The sequence below is a fragment of the Nitrospirota bacterium genome (assembly GCA_016178585.1).
GTDB lineage: Bacteria > Nitrospirota > Nitrospiria > JACQBW01 > JACQBW01 > JACOTA01.
This window is the reverse complement of the sequence record JACOTA010000060.1, coordinates 12,889-33,123: the sequence shown is the minus strand read 5'-3', so window position 1 is coordinate 33,123 and position 20,235 is coordinate 12,889. Positions and strand designations below refer to the sequence as shown.

The window sequence follows — 20,235 nt, the reverse complement described above, 5'->3', positions numbered from 1 at the left end:
AGATATCGCGGTTGGCGCCCCGCAGACCGGGACGATCTACCCAACGGCGACTGGCGCTGGGGCTGTTTACATCTATTCAGGACGAACTGGATCATTAATTCGAACGATTTCGAACCCCAATGGCACGGAACAGTCGATCTTCGGCTGGTATATGGTCGAAGCCGGAGACCTTGACCGTGATGGAAAGTCTGATCTGTTGGTCAGCGCGCCGTTTTCAGGAACCACCTCCTATGGGTTTGATGGCCCCGGAAGCGCCTACGCGATTTCGGGTGCGGATGGGCATGTGATCTATCGAGTGGATGGCGATGCGTCTGGAGATAATCTGGGTTGGTGCCTGGCAAGCATTGGAGATCTCAACGGCGATGGAATTCCGGAATTGTTAATTGGTGCGCCGGATAATAGTACGACGGGCATTGGTTACGTCAAGATTGTCGATGGGGCGACCGGCGCTCTGATCGCGCGGATCGACGATCCAGATGGTCCGAATCCTTATCCAAACAGTGTTTTCGGAACTAATGAGTTCGGCGACGCCGTCTCGGAGGCGGGAGATGTCAATGGTGATGGTGTGCCGGATTTTATGGTCGGGGCGCCCTCTGCACGACCGAACGGAATGAATAATGCCGGGAGTGTGTTCATCTACTCCGGGAAGATCGATCCCATCACTCACCAATTTCCGCTGTTGTATCGATTGAACGGTGAACATCCGAACGATCTTTTTGGTGGTTGCTGCGGAGGTGTCGATTCGATCGGGGATTTGGACGGTGACGGGGTTGGTGACTTGGTAGTGGCGGCGCCGGCGGCAAACCCGAATGGGAAACTTGATGCGGGAAGTGTGTATGTCTTCTCAGGCCGGACCGGAACCCTCCTCTATCGGCTGGACGGGGAAAATCCTGAAGACTTCTTTGGCGGTAATAACTGCGGGTGCGGTCCAGTGACCAAACTGCCAGATCTTGACGGTGATAGAGTGCCCGAACTGCTGATCGGTGCTCCGCTCGTGTCTTTGTCGTCCAGCGGTTCGCTTACGACGGACGTAGGACGGGTTTACGTCTACTCAGGAAGGACGGGAACACTCCTTCAAAAGATCGAAAACCCCGATCCAGTTAATTTCCGACTTTTCGGCAACTCGGTCGACAACCTTGGAGACATCAATGGTGACGGTAAGCTGGAGATCATCGTTGGAGCTCCAACCATGACCTTCGACTTTCCCCTGGTTATGATCGAGAGTAGTCATGTTGTGGGCAAGATTGGAGCCGGCAGTTATTACATCTTTTCTCTTTCAGCTTTCAATACCAATACCCTTACTCTAACAATGGCCGGAACAGGTTCGGGGACGGTGAGCGGTGCGGGAACGTATAGCTATAATCAGACCGCCTTGGTCTCAGCGACCGCGAACACCGGATCAACCTTTACCGGGTGGACTGGGCCGGACGCGGCGGAATGCACCACCGGCTCGGTGGTGATGACTTCCAACAAGAGTTGTACAGCCACGTTTACTCTCAATACCTATATCCTGACTTTGACAACGGCCGGAACAGGTTCAGGGACGGTGAGCGGGGCGGGAACGTATACCTATAATCAGACCGCCCTGGTCTCAGCGACCGCGAATACCGGATCGACCTTTGCCGGGTGGAGCGGGCCGGATGCGGCGGAATGCACCACTGGCTCTGTGGTGATGACTGCCAACAAGAGTTGTACCGCAACCTTTTTAGTGTCCTTAGTGTCCATTGATGTGACCCCGGCCAATTTCACGATTAACGTAGGCCAGATTCAACAGTTCACGGCCACTGGAACCTTCAGCGATGGGTCTACACGGATATTGACCGCTGGCGACGGCAGCTGGGCTCCCACCGGATCGATGGGGACGGTAAGGGGGTGGTTTGGACAGACAGCGACCCTCTTGCCCAATGGTAAGGTCTTGGTCGCGGGAGGATCTACTGCGGAGTTGTACGATCCGGGCACCGGAGTCTTTACCCCCACGGGGTCAATTGGGACAGCAAGATCTGGACATACAGCGACTCTCCTGCCCAATGGGAAGGTCTTGATCGCGGGGGGCAACCCTGCAGAGCTGTATGATCCAGCCACGGGGACTTTTACCCCCACGGGGTCGATGGGGAGGGCCCGTTTTGGTCACGCAGCGGTTCTCCTGCCTAATGGAACGGTCTTAGTCGCAGGGGGATCGCTCGGCATAGGTTTCGATGCTACAGCGGAGGTATATGATCCGGCGACGGGGACCTTTACCCCTACGGGGTCGATGAACGCGGGACGATTTTTTCCCACAGCAACCCTTCTGCCCAATGGGAAGGTCTTGATCACAGGAGGAACGGGTAACGGCATCGGTGCGGAGCTGTATGATCCGGCCACAGGGATATTTACCTACACGGGATCAATGACGTCAGTCCGATATTATTATCATGCAGCGACTCTGCTCGCCAACGGGAAAGTTCTGGTCACGGGGGGAATGTATCCACAGGACATTGGTACCGTTACGGCCGAGGTGTATGATCCGGCCACGGGAGTTTTTACCGCCACGGGGTCGATGGGGACTGGGCGGCTTCTTCACACGGCGACCCTCCTGACCAACGGAAAGGTGCTGGTGGCCGGTGGACAGAGTCCCAGTCAGGGTTATTGTTGTGATTACCCACAGACTTATCTTGCCACGGCAGAGCTGTATGATCCGGCGACCGGGACTTTCAGTTCCACGGGGGCTATGGGGACGGCAAGGTCTGGACACACGGCGACCCTCCTGCCGAACGGAAAGGTCTTGGCCGCGGGGGGAGGCACTGCCACGGCCGAGGTCTACACCCCCTCGGGTGAAGTGACCTGGAGCAGCAGCAATCCGACTGCAGCAACGATTGACGCAAATGGGCTGGCTACCGCCGTCATCCCAGGCAACACCACGATCACAGCGACCTCCGGAGGTATTAGCGGTAGTACAACCCTCCGGGTCAATGCCCCGCCCATCGCGAATGCCGGGCCGGATCAGACGGTGGAAGCCACCTCTCCGGCGGGGGCCTTGGTGACCTTGAATGGAACCGGCTCCAGCGATCCGGATGGAGATGTCCTGACTTATGTCTGGACGGGGCCATTTGGAACAGCATCTGGAGCGACTCCAACAGTCACCATTCCACTGGGGCTGAATACGATAACGCTTACGGTTACCGATCCAGGTGGTCTGACGAGTATGGATACCGTTGTGGTGACAGTGCGCGATACCACTCCCCCGACGATCACCGCGACGCAAAGCCCGTTGCCCAACGGAAATGGTTGGAACAACGCCGATGTAACGGTTACCTTTACGGCTACTGATACTGTGTCAGCGGCCACCTGCGTGCCAGCATCCGTGACGGTGACGGCCGAAGTCGCCGGTCAAGTCGTGACCATGACCTGCACCGATGCGGCGGGCAATCCCGCGAGCGCAAGCCACACGGTCAATATCGACAAGACCCAGCCAACCCTCACCTTTGGGCCGGTTAGCCCGGCGCCGAACTCCGCGGGGTGGAACAATACCAACATAACGATTACCTTTACAACGGCTGACAACCTCTCCGGAGTGGCCAGCACCAGCGTTCCCAGCCCGCTCTCCTTTACTGTAGATGGAACGGGGCTGACTCAAAACGTAACCGTGACGGATGTGGCGGGGAACAGCAAAACCTTCACCTCCCCAGCCGTAAACCTTGATACGGCTCTCCCTTCCGGAACAATCGTCATCAACGGGAACGCCGCTTGGACGAACACCCCCTCGGTCAGCCTGACACTGGGCTGCGCCGATACCCTAAGCGGATGTGCCCAGATGCAGTTTAGTAACGACAATGTAACCTTCACAGTCCCGGAACTCTTTGCGATGAGCAAGGCCTGGACCTTGCCTTCCGGGGATGGGACCAAGACAGTCTACGTTCGGTATACCGATGTGGCGGGGAACCTTTCTGGAAGTTTCTCCGACAGTATCATTTTGGACACCACCCGGCCGGTAATAAGCGGGGTATCGGATAGCCCCGATCCCTTTAAACCTAGTAGAGGGCAATCGACGACGATCCGCTTTACCGTTTCGGACAATTTATCGGTCACTTGTAACGTAACGGTTCAGATATTTAATTCTTCCGGCACTCTGGTAAGGACAATCACGAAATCGGGAGTCTCCTGTCCCGCCGGGGGGGCGGCAAGTTCCGTTATCTGGGATGGTAAAAATGGCAATGGGGTTTTAGTGCGGTCAGGGACCTATGGCTACGTTATTCAGGCAATGGATCTTGCAACAAACTTATCGCGCCCCAACGGTGGAACAACGACCGTAAAGTGATCTTGGGTGGTTTAAAAGCGTTTTGCGAGACTTTTTAAGTCTTTGGGTTTGAAAATTCCTTTTTCGGTAATAATTCCGGTAATGTACCTGGCAGGGGTTACATCGAAGGCGGGATTAAAAACTTTTACCCTTTTGGGAGCAATTTGGACTTTTCCAAAAACCGACGTCACCTCGGAGGGGTGTCGCTCTTCGATCGGAATTTCTTTCCCTGTCCTGAGACTGAAATCAATCGTCGATAGGGGCGCGGCGACATAAAAAGGAATGCCATGGTTTTTGGCCAATACAGCCACTGAATAGGTTCCTATTTTATTGGCGGTATCGCCGTTTCTGGCGATTCGATCAGCTCCGACGATACAAACGTTAATTTCACCCCGGCTCATGAGGTAGCCCGCCATGCTATCGGTAATGAGGGTTACGTCTATCTTATCTTCCATCAATTCCCAGGCGGTGAGCCGTCCTCCTTGCAAAACAGGGCGGGTTTCATCTGCAAAAACCCGGATATTCTTGTCCGAAAAATGGGCAGCCCTGATGACCCCGAGGGCGGTACCATAACCTCCTGTGGCCAAAGAGCCGGCGTTGCAGTGGGTTAAGATGGCATCCTTCTTTTGAATCACCTTGTTTCCGTGAAGACCGATCGTCTGATTCGTTTTAATATCTTCTTCGAGGATTTTTTGGGAGGCTTTGATTAACAGTTTTTTGATATGATCAACGGGCAAATCCTCAGTCTCTTCGAGAAACGTTTTCATCCGCCCGATGGCCCAGAAGAGATTGACCGCGGTAGGTCTGGTTTTTCCAAATATTTCGTAAACGGGCTCCAGTTTTTTCTTTAATTCAAAAATATTTTTGGCTTTAATCGATTGCGCCGCCAGAGCGATTCCCATTGCCGCCGCGATCCCAATGGCCGGGGCCCCTCTAATTTTTAACGCTTTTATTCCTTGAGCTACTCTTTGGTAGGTTTTGCAGTCGATATAAACGACCTTGTTGGGGAGGAGGGATTGGTCCAGCATTCGGACCATTCCGTTTTTCCATTCAATGGTGGGTATCATTTAACACAGGTCTCCAAAAAGAGTGCCAGCATCAGGCTTTGCCTGTGCTGGTGCTGGGGTTCGGGGGCATTGAGCCTCCGAGCTGGCTTTGGGAGCGTTTTCACAGCGGACATGAGACTAGATTTTTAAAAACATTAGCTCCGTTGCGAAGGCCCCTGAATAATATAGGTTGAGGCCTTATATTAGAAAATAGAAGCAGGTCTGTCAACAGGAACCCTCATCCCAGGAACAGAGATAGGATTTGCAACTCCTCCAAGACCAGCGATAGACTTCGCACCCACTTATTAATCATGTCATTGCGAGCACCGAAGGGTGCGTGGCAATCTTATCGTAAAGTCTTGAGATTGCTTCACTTTGTTCGCAATGACAGCTTTCTAACTCTGTTCTTGGGCTCATTTATTGCCCATGAATAATTGGCCAGACGGAATAATTATGGTATAACCGGTTGAATTTTTATATCTTTTACAGACCGTTATTTAGGCAATTTGCCAGCGAATGCTGAAACGGAGAGGTGGAAAAGTTTTATTCCGCCTTATAAACAGTTTATCCACAGAAATCTGTGGATGTGTGGAAAATCAATCATTTCTTCGACCGGTTATAACTCATGGGGTGTAACCCTTCAGTGAAGGGTGGGCATTGACGAAAGTGCCTGGTATGCCATGGATGGAGACTTCGATGAATTTTGCTTATCCAAACCTTAATGTCATCATCTAGAGATGAGGATAAATTCATCGGCGTCGGAAGGAATGGCGTTCCAGGCGCTTGAGGACCGTTGACTGAACGATTACAATTGGGTGGTGATTTTTATTGACTTTAAATAGGCCTATTGGTTAATAATTAACGGTTAAATCGGAGAAGGTTAAAATTAAATGGAAAGAAATAAATTAAAAAACCGGGGAGAAATTAAACGGCTTCTTGGTTTTTTAGCCCCCTATTCTAAAGTCATCTCTTTTGCCGCGTTTTTATTCGCTCTGGTTGCTCTGATTAACCTTGGTGTTCTATGGAACGTAAGGATTCTGGTCGATAAAGTAATGGTGCATCATGATTTTTCGGCCGTTACTGTAATCGTCTGGACCCTCCTTCTCTTGTTTTTGATTCAGAGTCTTTTTTCGATGATTCAGAGTTACACCATTGCCTGGGTGGGTCAGAAACTGGTCACCGATTTTAAAATCAAGCTTTTTTGCCATTTAGAAAGTCTTTCTCTTGATTTTTTTGCCAAACGACGGACGGGCGAAATTATTTCCCGATTAACGAATGATGTAACCGTCATTCAAAAGATCGCCACGAATATTCCATCGGATCTGGCGAAGCATTTTGTCACTCTTTTTGGCGGCCTTGGAATCTTGTTTTACATGAACTGGCGCCTCTGTTTGATGATTCTTGCTCTTATTCCTTTTTTGGTTGTCGTGGCAAAACTGTTTGGAAGGAGGCTGAAAAAACTTTCCAATGATCTTCAGGATCATCTGGCGGATAACAGCACCCTGTTGGAAGAGGTGATTTCGGGAATTCGAATTGTAAAATCCTTTGTCAGAGAAGAGGACGAGGGTAAGCGATTTACCCGGCAGATTAACCGGGTTTTTGACTTGTCCATGCAAAAATCGAAGGTCATGGCGCTCTTCGTTCCCATGATCACTTTTTTAACCTTGACCGCCGCGGCCATGGTCCTCTGGTATGGGAGTCTGGAGATCATCCAGGGTAAAATGACGCCGGGCGATTTAATCGCCTTTGTTCTGTATGGCGGGATTTTGATGCTCCCTTTTTCGGCTTTTGCCAGAATTTTTTCTCAGTTGAAGGAGATTCAAGGGGCGACCGAACGGGTTTTTGAGCTTTTGGATTTAAACCCGATGGTAACGGAAAATAAAGAGGCCCTTTCGATGGGTGTCATCCAGGGGGATGTTAAATTCAACCATGTCAATTTCTGGTATGACCCCGGTCGGGAAATCCTGAAAGACGTCAGTTTTTCGGTAAGCAGCGGACAAATTGTTGCTTTAGTCGGTCCGAGCGGCGCCGGCAAAACTACTCTGGTCAATCTTTTACATCGATTCTATGATCCGATCTCCGGAACGATTGAGATCGATGGACGGGATATCGGAACCGTCAGGCTTAAGGAGCTTTATTCCCAGGTGGGTTTAGTTCCGCAAGAAACTTTTCTTTTTGGCGGGACCATTCGTGAAAATATCCTTTACGGAAGGCTTGACGCGACGGAAGAGGAGATGACCGAAGCCGCCAGAGCGGCCCATGTGGATGAATTTGTTCAGACCTTCCCCATGAAATATGAAACGATCGTGGGAGAAAAAGGAGTTAACCTTTCCGGCGGTCAGAGGCAGCGAATTGCGATTGCCCGGGCCATCTTAAAAAACCCGAGAATTTTGATTTTAGACGAAGCGACGTCCTCTCTGGATAACGAATCCGAAACGCTGATCCAGGATGCCCTGGACCATTTTATGGCCGATCGAACCACCTTTGTAATCGCACATCGCCTATCGACGATTCAGTCTGCTCATCTTATCCTGGTGATGGAAAAAGGATCTATCGTCGAATCTGGAAATCACGAGGAGCTGATGAAAAAGCAAGGTCTTTATTACAGGCTTTATAACGTGAAACTTTCCGGATTGGACGTTTCCGTGGAAAAATAAGTGACGCAACTGGCTTTGCCAGTGGGGAACCCAGTGAGCAAAGCGAGCGAGAGGGGAAAGCTTCATCCGGCTTTGCCGGTGAAGGGGGCGACGCGAGCCCCTATTAAAGATCCCCTGAATAAATATGATAGGTATAAAAAGCAATGAACGGTAAAGCGGTTGTTGTTGGCGGCGGGATCACCGGACTTTCCATAGCCTATTCTCTAAAGAAAGAAGGTGTCGATGTTTCCCTTTTTGAAAAGGAAAGGGCGGCCGGCGGATTTATCCGAAGCGAAAATAAAGGAGGCTATTTAATTGAATTGGGACCTAATTCCCTTTTAAATATAAACGCCCAGCTGGATGGCTTTTGTCACGAGCTCGGCCTCGACCAGGAAAAGATTTTCCAATCACAAGAGTCTAAATCCCGATATATTTTGAAAAATGGGACGATGGTACCGCTTCCGCGCACCCCGAAAGAATTTATTTTTACCCCCCTGTTAAGCTTTACAGGAAAGATGAGAGTCGTGGCAGAGCCTTTTATTTCTCCGCTTCCCTTTAAAAAAAACGAAAGCATCTCTCAATTTGTCCAAAGGCGGTTTGGAAAAGAATTCCTCAATTATGTCGTTGACCCGATGATAGAAGGAATTTATGCCGGCGATCCGGAAACGCTTTCAATGGAGGCTACTTTTTCAAGGTTATGCCTTCTTGAAGAAAGATACGGAAGCCTTTTAAAAGGTTTTGTAAAGAAGAGAAAGGAGGAAAAACGGGATAAACGAATCGATCTCTTTTCATTTAAAAACGGGATGGGAAGTTTAACCCAAACCCTGGCTAAAATAATCGGGGAAGGGTTTGAGAATGAAACCGACATCACGTCGCTTTCCAAAAAAGCCTCTGAAAGAAGAAAGTTTGTTCTGACAGCAAACCACAAAGGCAAAGGGATGACCAGGCAAATTGAAGCGGATTCGGTTGTTCTGGCCGCTCCGGCGTATGAGTCCGCCAAGCTCGCGAACCATTTGTCGCCTGGCCTTTCAAAGCAACTTGAATCCATTCTCTATGCTCCGGTGATCATTATTAACTTTGGTTTTCCAAAATCGAACCTGACGAAACCTTTTCAAGGTTCGGGGTGTTTAATACCCAAGAAGGAGAATTTCAGCCTTCTTGGGTTTAGAGTCAATTCGAATCTCTACCCGGGGAGAGCTCCTGAAGGAAAGACGATTCTAACCTGTTTTCTGGGAGGGGTGAGAAACAGCCATATGTTACAGAAGAGAGACGATGAGCTGGTTAATCTGACTCTGAATGAATTAAAAACCCTGGTTGGCGTAAAAAATCGACCGGAATTTGTGAATGTTACTCGACATCCACGTGCAATCCCGCAGTATGACTTGTCTCATCATTTAAAACTTGAAGCGATTGAAAAAGAGCTCAGCCAGATTCCCGGACTTTATCTTGCCGGCAATTATTTAAAGGGAGTGTCTGTCTGGGACTGTCTTTCACAGGGGCTGAAATTAGGAAAATCGATTGCGTTGAAGATGAAATGCCAAAATTGAAAAATTGAAATAAGCCTTGACAAGGTTTTGAGTTTAACCTATACTCCAACACTATTTTTAAAGGGGGTATGCTCCATAAATATTTTTGGGATTCAAATCAATAACATTTAGATTTAACAGATAAAAATAAACTTTGAGGAAGTGATTATCCTCAATCATCTTTGAAAGGAGATTGTATGCGTGGTTTTGGAAAAGGGATTGTTTTAACCGCAATTGCATTCCTGTTTGCCGGGGCGCCGGTATTCGGGTACGAAGAGGCTCCAGTTGCGAATGGAGGAGCGGTGAGTGGAAAAGTGTCGTTTAAAGGGGCGGTTCCTGCTCCCAAGACATTTGATCTTGAAAAATTTCCTCAGCCAAAATTCTGCGGCAAGGTGGACACGGATGGAAAAGGACATCGACTCCTTCATGAAGTCAGTGTCGGGAAAGACGGCGGACTAAAAGACGTCGTCGTTGCCATCGAAAAGATTGAAAAAGGGAAGCCCTTTAAATTTGCCGGAACAGATACCACGGCGGATACCTGCCGGTTTTTGGTTCAAGGCGGTCCTTCTCAGTTTGTGGGGGTTGTGGTGAAAAAAGCTGAATTCCGCGTGAAAAACCTGGATGCCGATCCTTCCGATCCTAAAGCCGCAACGGGGGTTCTTCATAATCCTCATTTATATGAAGAGAAGGGTTCGAGCAATTCGACGATATTTAACCTTCCTCTTCCGGATAAAGGTCAAACCATTAATAAGCCCGTAATTCAGAGAAAACCGGAAAGCACTTTTCATCTGCAATGCGACCAGCACAACTATATGAATTCCTATTACTTTCCGGTGGCCAACCCCTATTACGCCATTGTCGGCGAAGACGGGACTTTCACCATTGATGGAATTCCTCCCGGGGAATATGAAATTCATGCCTGGCATCCGACGTTAGGGTTGCAGGAAGCGCATGTGACTGTCGCGGCGGGAGGAAAAGCTTCAGCGAACTTTTCGTTTGCCGCAAAGTAGGGTTTCATTTAAGGAATCTTAAACAGGCTGAGACAAAATCTCAGCCTGTTTTTTTTTCGAAATCAAGATATGAAAAAAGACGCACTCTATTACGGGATTTTTTCTGCCCTGGTTGCATTCATTCTAATGATTGTGACGCTGGTGTGGGAGGGAATCAAAGGGTATCAAAACGAGAAAAAAGCTTTCGTGGTTAAAAAAGAGGAAGTCGTGGAGGTTCGTGACCCCATGCGTTTTGCGGGATTAAAAATAATCAATGGGGTTGTAGATGGGGCGCCCATGGTTCTTGTATCAGAAGGAACCTTTGTTATGGGAAGTCCTCCCGTGGAGAGTGATCCCGATGAAAGTCCCCAAAGAACGATTTTTTTGAACTCATTCTATATGGATCTTTACGAGGTTACTCATGGCCAGTATAAAAATTATTTAAAAGCCATTGTGTCGGATGCAAAACCGGTCGTTCCGGTTTTTATGGACAATCCCGCTTTGATTACAAAGGATGATCAGCCTGTTAACGGGGTTTCGTGGACCGAAGCCCGTAACTATTGTCAATGGGCGGGCAAAAGGCTCCCCACTGAAGCGGAATGGGAAAAGGCCGCCCGTGGCGAGCGGGGCTTGAAATGGCCGTGGGGAAACGAATGGGTGGACAAAGCGGCAAATGTTCAGGGGGAAGAGGATGGGTTTAAATATACCGCGCCTCCGGGAAAGTTTGAAAAAGGGAGGAGTCCCTACGGCCTTTATGATATGGCCGGGAATATCGGGGAGTGGGTTGAAGACTGGTATGATGGAAATTATTACCTGTCCGGGCCGTTTCAAAATCCCAGGGGGCCTGAAAAGGGCAAGTTTAAGGGATACCGGGGGGGAAGCTGGGATGATGGATCAATGAACGTCAGGACGGCGAAAAGATTTCAGGCGGCGCCCCATCAGACCAGCGCTGTGATCGGGTTTCGGTGCGCAAAGGATTTATAAAAGATTGAAATAATAGAGAACCATGAAAACGGCAAAAATGATGTTCACCACCATTCCCAACAAAATAATATAATCGAAAATGGCTTTATTTCTAGCCTTCTTTTCTTTAACTTCAGTTTCCATAGAATTACCCAACCTCTTTTTTATTAAGAACCTGAAAATCAGATCCTGAAACCGGCGCTTAAGGTTCTCTAAAAAGACCAGCGATAGACTTCGCACCCACTTATTAATCATGTCATTGCGAGCACCGAAGGGTGCGTGGCAATCTTATCGTAAAGTCTTGAGATTGCTTCACTTTGTTCGCAATGACAGCTTTCTAACTCTGTTCTTGGGTTAAGAAAACCCATAAAAACGGACGGCAGGCAGGTTATTCTTAGAGCAGATCATTCAGTCAATCGCGATAAACCCAAGAACAGCGATAGGATTTGTAACTCCTTGTTTTGCCTGTCATCGCGAGCGCCCGCAGGGTGCGTGGCGATCTCGGTTCACGATGGCGAGATTGCTTCGCTTCGCTCGCAATGACAACTTTCTATCGCTATGTTCTTGGGATAAATTCAGACCTTGACGTTCGCCTCAAAATTTCACTATAATATTTTTTTTAAGAAAAGGATCTGCATGGGATACTATTCATTGGTGGGGCATTATTTATTATATCCATTATCCGTGATTGCCATGACCTCCTTCTTTTTTATCATGGGATTCCGGACGGGAAGGAAAAAGGAGCGGGCCCGGATTGCATTGCTAAATGGAAGTTCCCGGGAAAACTAATGGGCTTTAAAACTAAATTTTATATTATTTTCTTTATCATCATATCCCTGGCGGTGATAATCATTGATCAGTACCTGGGAAAGCTTTATGTCCGATATATGATTTTATTTACTTCAACTTTTTTTTTGCTTGGCATGCAATATGGTCAGAGGCTGGAGCGCCGCTGGTTGAATCAGTTGGCTAAAATGAAAAAATCGGCCCTTACGAAAGCGGGGACGGAAGTCAAAACAAACCCTTTTTAGATAGGGAACCCAAACGGAGAGTCTTTTATGAAACATTTTTTGTACGCCTTTTATGTCACATTTTACGCATCTGCGGTGTTTTTAGCCGGTTTATTTGCGGGTCAGATGGTCGAACGGAAAAATGCTCAAAAAAACCCGGATCGTTCACGGCTCAAGAACACATCGGATGCAATAGAAACCGGGACGGGGACGATGGCAAAAAGCGATTCAAAAGCTTATTAATTAGGCCTCTATTTTGAACAAATACCTCGTTTATATTTTCTTTTCCATCATGCTGGTTTTTGTGGTGGTTATCCAGGTGGCTATCAAACGGGGCAGCAAGACCGCCACCCCGGCCTCCAGGCCGCAGGACGAACCTTTCACCCCCCTCTCTGAAAAAATTAAAAAGACAACGGAAGGTTTTGCAAAAGCAGAAGCCAATATTAAAGTTGTAAAAATAAATGAGGAATATGAGACGATGGTCGCTATTCCTGCGGGTTATTTTACGCTGGGCGATTCTTCAGGAGATTTTTCCGTCCGCCCTGGCCGGAAGGTTTTTTTACAGGTCTACGCTATTGATAAATATGAAACGACATTTGCGCAATACTATGAGTTTGTCGCTAAAACCGGACATCGAAAACCGCGGTTAGCCGGATATCTGGCAGTCGGTTCAGAGGGACTGCCTCTTTTGATGAATCCTTACAATCCCGTTGTCGGGGTTTCCTGGGAAGATGCGAAAGATTATTGCTTATGGAAAAAGAAAAGGCTTCCCACTGAGGCCGAATGGGAAAAAGCCGCAAAGGGTGTGAATCAGCAAAAATGGCCTTGGGGAAACGAAGAAAATTTGCTCAATGCTAATTTCGCGGGGGATAAAGACGGCTATTTTTATACCGCCCCCGTCGGGAGTTTTAAAATGGATAAAAGCCCTCTTGGTGTTTATGATATGGCTGGAAACGTGATGGAATGGGTTAATGACTGGTATGACCAAAATGCGTATAAAACGTTGTTAAACTTAAATCCTTCCGGACCGGAAACAGGTCAATCTAAAGTGATTCGGGGCGGGTCCTGGAACGATTCTATTCTTAGGGGAGAGGCCACGATCCGGTTTAAAATGCTTCCTGAATACCGGGATGTAACAATCGGATTTAGATGTGCGAAAAGTGCTTGACAACTAAAAAAGAGTGTAGTACATTGCCCTCCCATAGATTATTTTTCGTGCGAGTTTTCGTGCTGGAAAAAATCATATTCATAGCTTCCAAGCAGCTCTAAATTTAGAGTCCTAAATATTGAAATTGATATAAACAAAACGAGGGAAACATGGACAAAATGCCGAAACAAGCCGGTCCGATTCTTTATATAGCGGTAGGAATTATTTCTATCTTATTTATTTTCTGGTTGGGAAACATATAAGTTCTACTTTTAAAGTAAATGGGGGTTTATACCCTATTTTTTAATTTTAATTTACGGGGGATTTTTATGAATAATATCGCTGTGGGTGTTCTTATTGGAATCGCGGGTTGGTTCTGTTATTTCCAATTTTTAGATTGGTTCCTCATGGGTATCCAGGGATTGAAATATTTTGAATTCATAAGAAGCGTATTTTAAATCGTTATTTTTGGTAATCGACGCAAGGATTCAGGACGTTAGAAGAACTTAAAATTTCAATGGAGTCCAATATGAAGACCCTAAAAAAATCAAAAAAATATGTGTCCCTCGCGCTTTTAGGGATGATGTTCCTTTCAATTTTTTCTTTTGTTCTCCCACTCCTTCAATCCACGACGGCAGTTGCTGAAGATGCCGCTGCCCCGGCAGGTCCTCCTCCTACAGGAAAAGACGTTTATTATAAAACCGATGGTCCAGTCTCTGGTCCTCCGGCGCCCCATTTAACCGCGCAGGATTATCCGAGCACGAAGTTGCCCGGTGTGTTCGGTGAAAGCCGTCTTCTGATCTGGACCGTGGCCCAACAGCATCTTTTCTTTGGGAGTTTTGTTCTGGCGGTTCCCATCTTTTGTATGGTCATTGAGCTTGTCGCTCTTCTCGTGAAAGATCCGGTGGCCAGTAAACGATATGACCAATTAGCCTACGATTTTATCAAGATCAGTTTAACGGCCTATTCCGTGACCGCCATTTTAGGGGGGCTCTTAATTTTCGGCTTTATTACACTCTATCCGGGTGTTTTTGGTTATGTTGCCTCCCTGTTCAGGCCCTTCATGCACATCTATGCGCTCCTCTTCCTGGCAGAAAGCGGAACCCTTTATATTTACTATTATGGATGGCATAGCATGGAAGAGGGTTTTTTGAAATGGGTCCATGCCACATTGGGAATTTTGTTAAACGTGTTTGGAACGACTTTGATGATGCTGGCAAATTCCTGGCTTGCTTTCATGATGGCCCCTTCCGGCGTTGATGAAAAGGGACAATTTCTTGGTAATTATGCCCACTTGCTCCATAGCGCGCTCTGGAATCCGATTAACATCCATAGAATTATCGGGAACATGGTGTTTGGAGGTGGAATCGTCGCCGCCTATTCGGCGTATAAATTTCTTTCCGCCAAAACAAAAGAGCAAAAGGCTTATTATGACTGGATGGGGTATATTGCCATGTTCTTCGCGGTCGGTTCCCTTATTCCCCTTCCTTTCGCCGGTTATTGGCTGATGAGAGAGGTTTATGCTTATCGTCAACAGATGGGAATTACCCTGATGGGCGGTTTGTTGGCCTGGCTCTTTATTCTTCAGGCTGTCTTAATCGGCGCCTTGTTCTTTGCGGTGGTTTACTACCTTTTCAACGGGATGCAGAGAATGAAAGGCGCAGAGCGGTATGACCGTGTTATTAAGTATGTTTTCTTCGGAATGACTGTCGCTTTTCTGGTCTGGTTAACCCCTCACACTCTGGTCATGAAGGCTTCGGAGTTAAAGGCGATCGGGGGACAACAACATCCGGTGGTGGGTAACTTTGGCGTCATGTCCGCGAAAAATGGCGCCGTGAACACCATGCTGATGATCACCATTTTTGCTTTTATTATTTATCAAAGAGCAAATAAAATTATCACGGTGAAATGGGCTAACCTCGGAAATGCCCTTTTATTCAGTATGTTTGGCGTGGCGCTCTTCAATAACTGGTGGCTTGCCATTTATGGATATTACATCCCTGCAAACGTCAGGGTCGGGCTCTCGGTTCCCCAGGTGGCCGGGACATTGACCTGTTTATTTGCGGGAACGGCCCTGAACCTGGCGATGCTAAAAGGGGCTAAATCGACCGGCCCTATCTTATGGGGAACCATTTCCAACCGTTCTCAATTTGCCATGTTCGCTTTAGGGGTTTCATTTACCTGGTTGATGGCCTTAATGGGGTATATCCGCTCTTCAGTCCGTTTGTTCTGGCATGCCATGGAAATTATGCGGGACAACTCGCCTTGGGCGTTTACCCACCCGATTGGCTTTGCGTCTAACGTGATGTCGGTGAACGTGGTTATTTTTTGGATTTTTTCACTTTTTGTCTTCTGGTTAGCAGAACTTTCTGCCGGCCACAGGGATGTTCCTTCGATGGAAGACTCTCCGGCGGTTAAAGTTAAAACCACCGGCGGACATGCTATCGCAGGAGCCTCTGAGTAAAAAATGAATGGCCTTTTTACATCTGTAAAAAGGCCATTTTGTTTCAGCGGGCGTTACACCGTTATTTTTATGCCTTATTGTAAGCAGATCGAAGAATTATCAGAAATAAGGAGAACTAAGTGGATAAGTTAACTTTAGCTTTAAGTATGTTGGGGATAGCGTTATTTTTAATGGCCATCTCTTCTAAATTAAAAGGAGCGCAATCCCTGATCTTAACAATGGGATTCTTTATGCTGGTGACGGGCGGTTTTGCAAGTTACGCAAACTGGCTTCCTCAGACGAGAGGGGAAGTTCCGCCTGAAACATCCGCGTCCCTGGGTAATGTCGATGCCATGTCTTCCGATAAACTCGCGGAAATGGGCGCAAAAATCATTTTCGACGATCCTGGAACAATGACAGGCGCGGGTAAGGGGCAATGTCCTCTCTGTCACGGTTTTAAGGCCGGAGCATTAAGCGAAAGGGCTCCGAATTTATCCGGTATTGCAAAGAGAGCGGAAGCGACTATCAAAAGCCCTATCTATAAAACCCAGGTTACCAGTGTTAAAGAATCCTGTTCAGGGTGCGGAAGAGCCGCGACAGCCGAAGAATATATTGCTGAATCACATTCCTGTCCCGCCTGTTTTGTGGTCCCCGGATTTGGGGTGAAGGGTTCAAACGATAAAGAAAGCCCGATGCCGACCATCCACAAGGCGCCGATTGGTCTATCCATTGATGAACAAATTGCCGTGGATACGTGGCTCTATGTTCGCGAAGGGGAAACCCCGCCTACCCCAAAAGAGATCAGGGCGGCATATGAAAAATTCATTCCCGAGTCTGACCGGCCAAAGCCTGCCTCTGCTGAAGCGTCCGCCGGCGGTGCTCCGAAAGGTCCGGTTATTTTAACCGGCGCGGAAAAACCGCAGGATATCATTATGAAAATGGGGTGTGTCGCCTGTCATAAGATTCCGACAACGGCAGCGCGTTTTGGCACCGTTGGCCCGATGCTGATTGAAGGAACAAATGCTAAAAAACGGATATCCTCGCCAGAGTATCTGGCACGGGTGAAAGCCGGAGCGGCGCACGCGGCATCCCCTAAAGAGTATATTATGGAATCGATTGTCAATCCAAACGCGTTTATCGTTCCAGGTTTTGCGCCAAAGGCAACTCCAACGGAATCGCCGATGCCAAAAGATTTTTCGAAAAAAATGACTTATGAGGCGATCTCGAATCTGGCTGATTTTTTATTATCCATTGATGCGGGTGTGGCAAAGAAAGATGGTATGGCGCCTCCGCCAGGGGGATAAAGATTCACGATTTAAATTAATCAAATTTTCAGGTTATTCATAAAATGAACATCCAAAATAAAGAGGGGGAAATGCGGTGAAAGGATTGTGGATACCAGGCGCAATGCCCATAGAGTTAATATTGATAGAAATTTTGACTCTGATTTTGTTTTTAGCAGGGAACTATTTCTTGAAAAAAACCTTTGGAAGAGGAGTTTCGCGGTTTTTCCAGGGCATTTTATTTGTTCTGGCAGCTTACTTCATTTTCAAATTTGTAATCTTTCCGCCCATTCCATCAGCTTTGCTGTATACCTATATGGGTTTAATCTGCCTTGTGGTTTTCTTGCTGCTTTCGAGCACAGACTCCTCCTGGAACGAGTTTCAAGATCCGATTATCAAAACCCTGGAGGCACGGACTCCCGGGTTTAAAACTGTTCGAATGATCACGTTTGGTGTTTTTCCGGTTCTTGCTGGAATCGGAGCCTATAATTTTATAAAACCAAATTTTCAGGAACCGATTGAATTACGAACCGTGCATCCCGCCCCTCCTGGCGCTATCCAGGTCCATGGTTCAAATATGGTTTTACAAGAAGCTAAAAGTCCTTTCAGAGTTGATGAACAGGGTAAATATTCCGAAGGAATCGAAAACAAATATTTAAAGGCCAATCCTTTTGATGAAAAAGCTCCCCCCTACATGAAATATGTCAGGGAAGGCGGCGAAATATTTTTCCAGAATTGTCATTTTTGCCATGGCGATAACCTGGATGCCCGGGGAATGTTTGCTTTTGCCTTTAACCCGATTCCGGCTAACTTTACCGATCCCGGCACCATCGCGCAATTGCAGGAAACCTTTGTTTTCTGGCGTGTGGCAAAAGGGGGAATTGGTCTGCCAAGAGAAGGTTTCCCATGGGCCTCTGCAATGCCTCCCTGGGAAAAACATTTGACCACCGATGAAATGTGGAAGGTGATTGAATTCGAATACTGGCATACCGGTTATTATCCAAGGACATGGGATTAATATTGTAAGCGAGGAACAGGCTTTGCCTGGGCGAGCGCGGGGTTTGGGGGCATTGGAGGATTTCACGAAGTGAAACCGGACGGGCCCTCAAGGATATGTAAGCATAGAAGTGGTATTTAAGGGAGAACACAATCAATGAAAAAAGACATCTGGTATCGGATTAAAAGCAAACCATTTCTCTTAAGCCTGGCCGGTTTGGCTGCTTTTTCCTTCTTTTCCCTGTTTTTCATCGTGTTAGGGTCAGCGGAGGAGAAGAAAGCGGGCGCCGAGAAAGTTTCAGTTTCGCCTGGAAGGCCTGATAAAGCGAGCCCGGAAGATTTAGAGTCGGGCAAGAATATTTATTTTAGAAAATGCGTTTGGTGTCATGGGCCAACCGGCGCGGGAGACGGACCCGCGGCTGACCGCCTTTGGCCGAGGCCTAGAAATTTTAACGCGGGGACATTTAAAATAAGACATACGGCTTCGGGTGAACTTCCGACAGAAGAGGATCTTTTCTTGACCGTTACACACGGTCTACCTGGGTCAGCCATGCCTTCATGGGCAGGGATCTTAAGCGACAAAGAACGTATGCAGGTTGTGCGGTTCGTCCGAACCGAACTTGTGAAAGACAGAAATTTTCTCGATAAGGAGACCGAGGAATTTCATAAAATTGAATTTGGAAAACAGGTTGCGACCTCAAAGGAAAGCATCGAAAAGGGCAAACTGGTTTACATGACCAAAGGAAAGTGCGTAGAATGCCATGGTAATGATGGAAGAGGCGATGGGAACAAAACCCAGAAAGATGAATGGGGATTCCCGATCCTTCCTGCCGATCTTCGTAAATGTTGGAATTTCAGAGGTAACCGCGAGGATCCGTACAACCCAAAAAATATTTTCAGAGAAGTGTCGACAGGCTTAAACGGTACGCCGATGCCAAGCTTTGCGGACGTTTTATCTCCTGAAGATAGATGGAATGTGGCAAACTTCGTTATTTCACTTTGCCCGCCAAAGAAAATTGACCCTTTGACCGCGAAACCAGTCTTGCAATTTGTGGTTAAATCGGGTTACAACAAAGGTGAAATACCGTCTGACACGAATGACCCAAAATGGGTCTCGGCAGAATCTACCTATGTTGGTTTAGCAGGGCAAATTACGGAAAAGCCGAGGAATTTTGTCCGTCTGGTTGATGAGGTTTGGGTTAAATCCCTTTATAATGATAAGGAAATAGCCTATTATTTTGAGTGGGATGATCGAAATAAGAGTGTTGCTCAACCAGAATCAGGAAATTACGAACTTCAGCCGGCCGATGTTAAGGAAGTTCCTCCAGGGGGTGAGCCTGTTGCCGTTAAGGGCCAGGATGGCTGGTCTGTCTATAATGATTCAATTGGAATCCAGTTTCCGGCAAAGTGGGAACAGCTTGCTGCACCCGAAAAACCAAGGTTTATTTTCGGAGATGAGAAGAACCCTGTTGATCTATGGAAATGGAATGCTGCGGGCGGTATTAACGAGTATACAGGAAAAGGAATTTCTAATCCGTTAACACCCAGAGATGGAAAAAATGTAAAGATCGTTGCCTCGGAATATAAAGACGGGCGTTGGAAAGTCATCTTAAAACGTGACCGGCTCACGAACGACAAAGATAACGAAGTCCAATTTACTTTGGGTCAATATATTCCAACTTCCTTTTATATCTGGGATGGGAATAACGGTGATAAGGGTGCAAAAACCTCTATCTCGACCTGGTATTATACGATCCTGAAACCGCCGGTACCGAACAACGTTTATGTTATCCCGCCGGTTGTGGTGCTGGTCGTCATTGGTTTTGAATTTTGGCTCCGTCGGAAATTCGAAAAAAAGAAAAAATAGAAAAGATTTTACGATTAGATTCTGTTTGACTTTTTTAGACGCTTAAACGGGAGGGG

15 protein-coding genes are annotated in these 20,235 nt (G+C 47.4%); 13 read left to right on the top strand and 2 right to left on the bottom strand.

From position 1 onward, the window contains the following. The coding region (locus tag HYR79_09680; GenBank protein ID MBI1821965.1) for an FG-GAP repeat protein at positions 1–4,294 on the top strand (4,294 nt) is incomplete at its 5' end. Between the two features lie 11 nt (positions 4,295–4,305). On the opposite strand, the gene mtnA is transcribed toward HYR79_09680, so the two are convergent. Continuing rightward, on the bottom strand, positions 4,306–5,340 hold the full coding sequence (gene mtnA / locus HYR79_09675; protein MBI1821964.1) for an S-methyl-5-thioribose-1-phosphate isomerase: 1,035 nt from the start codon (positions 5,338–5,340) through the stop codon (positions 4,306–4,308). Between the two features lie 869 nt (positions 5,341–6,209). On the opposite strand from mtnA, the gene HYR79_09670 reads away from it, so the two are divergent. The 4 genes from HYR79_09670 (at position 6,210) to HYR79_09655 (ending at position 11,454) form a co-directional block, all read left to right on the top strand. Beyond that, positions 6,210–7,976: an ABC transporter ATP-binding protein gene (locus HYR79_09670; GenBank protein MBI1821963.1), complete on the top strand. Its 1,767-nt coding sequence runs from the start codon at positions 6,210–6,212 to the stop codon at positions 7,974–7,976. Positions 7,977–8,119: 143 nt separating this feature from the next. Further along, positions 8,120–9,502: a protoporphyrinogen oxidase gene (hemG, locus tag HYR79_09665; GenBank protein MBI1821962.1), complete on the top strand. Its 1,383-nt coding sequence runs from the start codon at positions 8,120–8,122 to the stop codon at positions 9,500–9,502. A gap of 176 nt (positions 9,503–9,678) precedes the next feature. Continuing rightward, positions 9,679–10,491, top strand: coding sequence for a carboxypeptidase regulatory-like domain-containing protein (locus tag HYR79_09660; GenBank protein MBI1821961.1), 813 nt, complete (start codon positions 9,679–9,681; stop codon positions 10,489–10,491). Positions 10,492–10,560: 69 nt separating this feature from the next. Further along, positions 10,561–11,454, top strand: coding sequence for a formylglycine-generating enzyme family protein (locus HYR79_09655; GenBank protein ID MBI1821960.1), 894 nt, complete (start codon positions 10,561–10,563; stop codon positions 11,452–11,454). Here the strand turns inward: HYR79_09655 and HYR79_09650 are convergent. Further along, a complete protein-coding gene (locus HYR79_09650; GenBank protein ID MBI1821959.1) occupies positions 11,449–11,688 on the bottom strand; it encodes a hypothetical protein in 240 nt (79 codons plus the stop codon). The genes HYR79_09655 and HYR79_09650 overlap by 6 nt on opposite strands. A gap of 381 nt (positions 11,689–12,069) precedes the next feature. On the opposite strand from HYR79_09650, the gene HYR79_09645 reads away from it, so the two are divergent. From HYR79_09645 to HYR79_09610, 8 genes are all read left to right on the top strand, one after another. Continuing rightward, the gene (locus tag HYR79_09645) at positions 12,070–12,222 is read left to right on the top strand and encodes a hypothetical protein (GenBank protein ID MBI1821958.1); all 153 of its coding nucleotides are present in this window, start codon (positions 12,070–12,072) and stop codon (positions 12,220–12,222) included. Further along, positions 12,222–12,464, top strand: a complete 243-nt coding sequence (locus HYR79_09640) for a hypothetical protein (protein ID MBI1821957.1) — start codon at positions 12,222–12,224, stop codon at positions 12,462–12,464. The genes HYR79_09645 and HYR79_09640 overlap by 1 nt, the downstream gene beginning before the upstream one ends. Before the next feature lie 27 nt (positions 12,465–12,491). After that, positions 12,492–12,686: a hypothetical protein gene (locus tag HYR79_09635; protein MBI1821956.1), complete on the top strand. Its 195-nt coding sequence runs from the start codon at positions 12,492–12,494 to the stop codon at positions 12,684–12,686. A 13-nt stretch (positions 12,687–12,699) separates the two neighbouring features. After that, a complete protein-coding gene (locus HYR79_09630; protein MBI1821955.1) occupies positions 12,700–13,611 on the top strand; it encodes a formylglycine-generating enzyme family protein in 912 nt (303 codons plus the stop codon). A 508-nt stretch (positions 13,612–14,119) separates the two neighbouring features. Then, a complete protein-coding gene (locus HYR79_09625; protein MBI1821954.1) occupies positions 14,120–16,054 on the top strand; it encodes a hypothetical protein in 1,935 nt (644 codons plus the stop codon). A 119-nt stretch (positions 16,055–16,173) separates the two neighbouring features. Continuing rightward, positions 16,174–17,337 (top strand): nitric oxide reductase, encoded by a 1,164-nt coding sequence (locus HYR79_09620; protein ID MBI1821953.1) that lies wholly within the window; start codon positions 16,174–16,176, stop codon positions 17,335–17,337. A gap of 103 nt (positions 17,338–17,440) precedes the next feature. Continuing rightward, a complete protein-coding gene (locus HYR79_09615) occupies positions 17,441–18,334 on the top strand; it encodes a cytochrome c (protein ID MBI1821952.1) in 894 nt (297 codons plus the stop codon). Positions 18,335–18,469: 135 nt separating this feature from the next. Beyond that, entirely contained in the window at positions 18,470–20,179 is a 1,710-nt protein-coding gene (locus HYR79_09610; protein ID MBI1821951.1) for a c-type cytochrome, read from the top strand. The last annotated feature ends 56 nt before the right edge of the window (positions 20,180–20,235 follow it).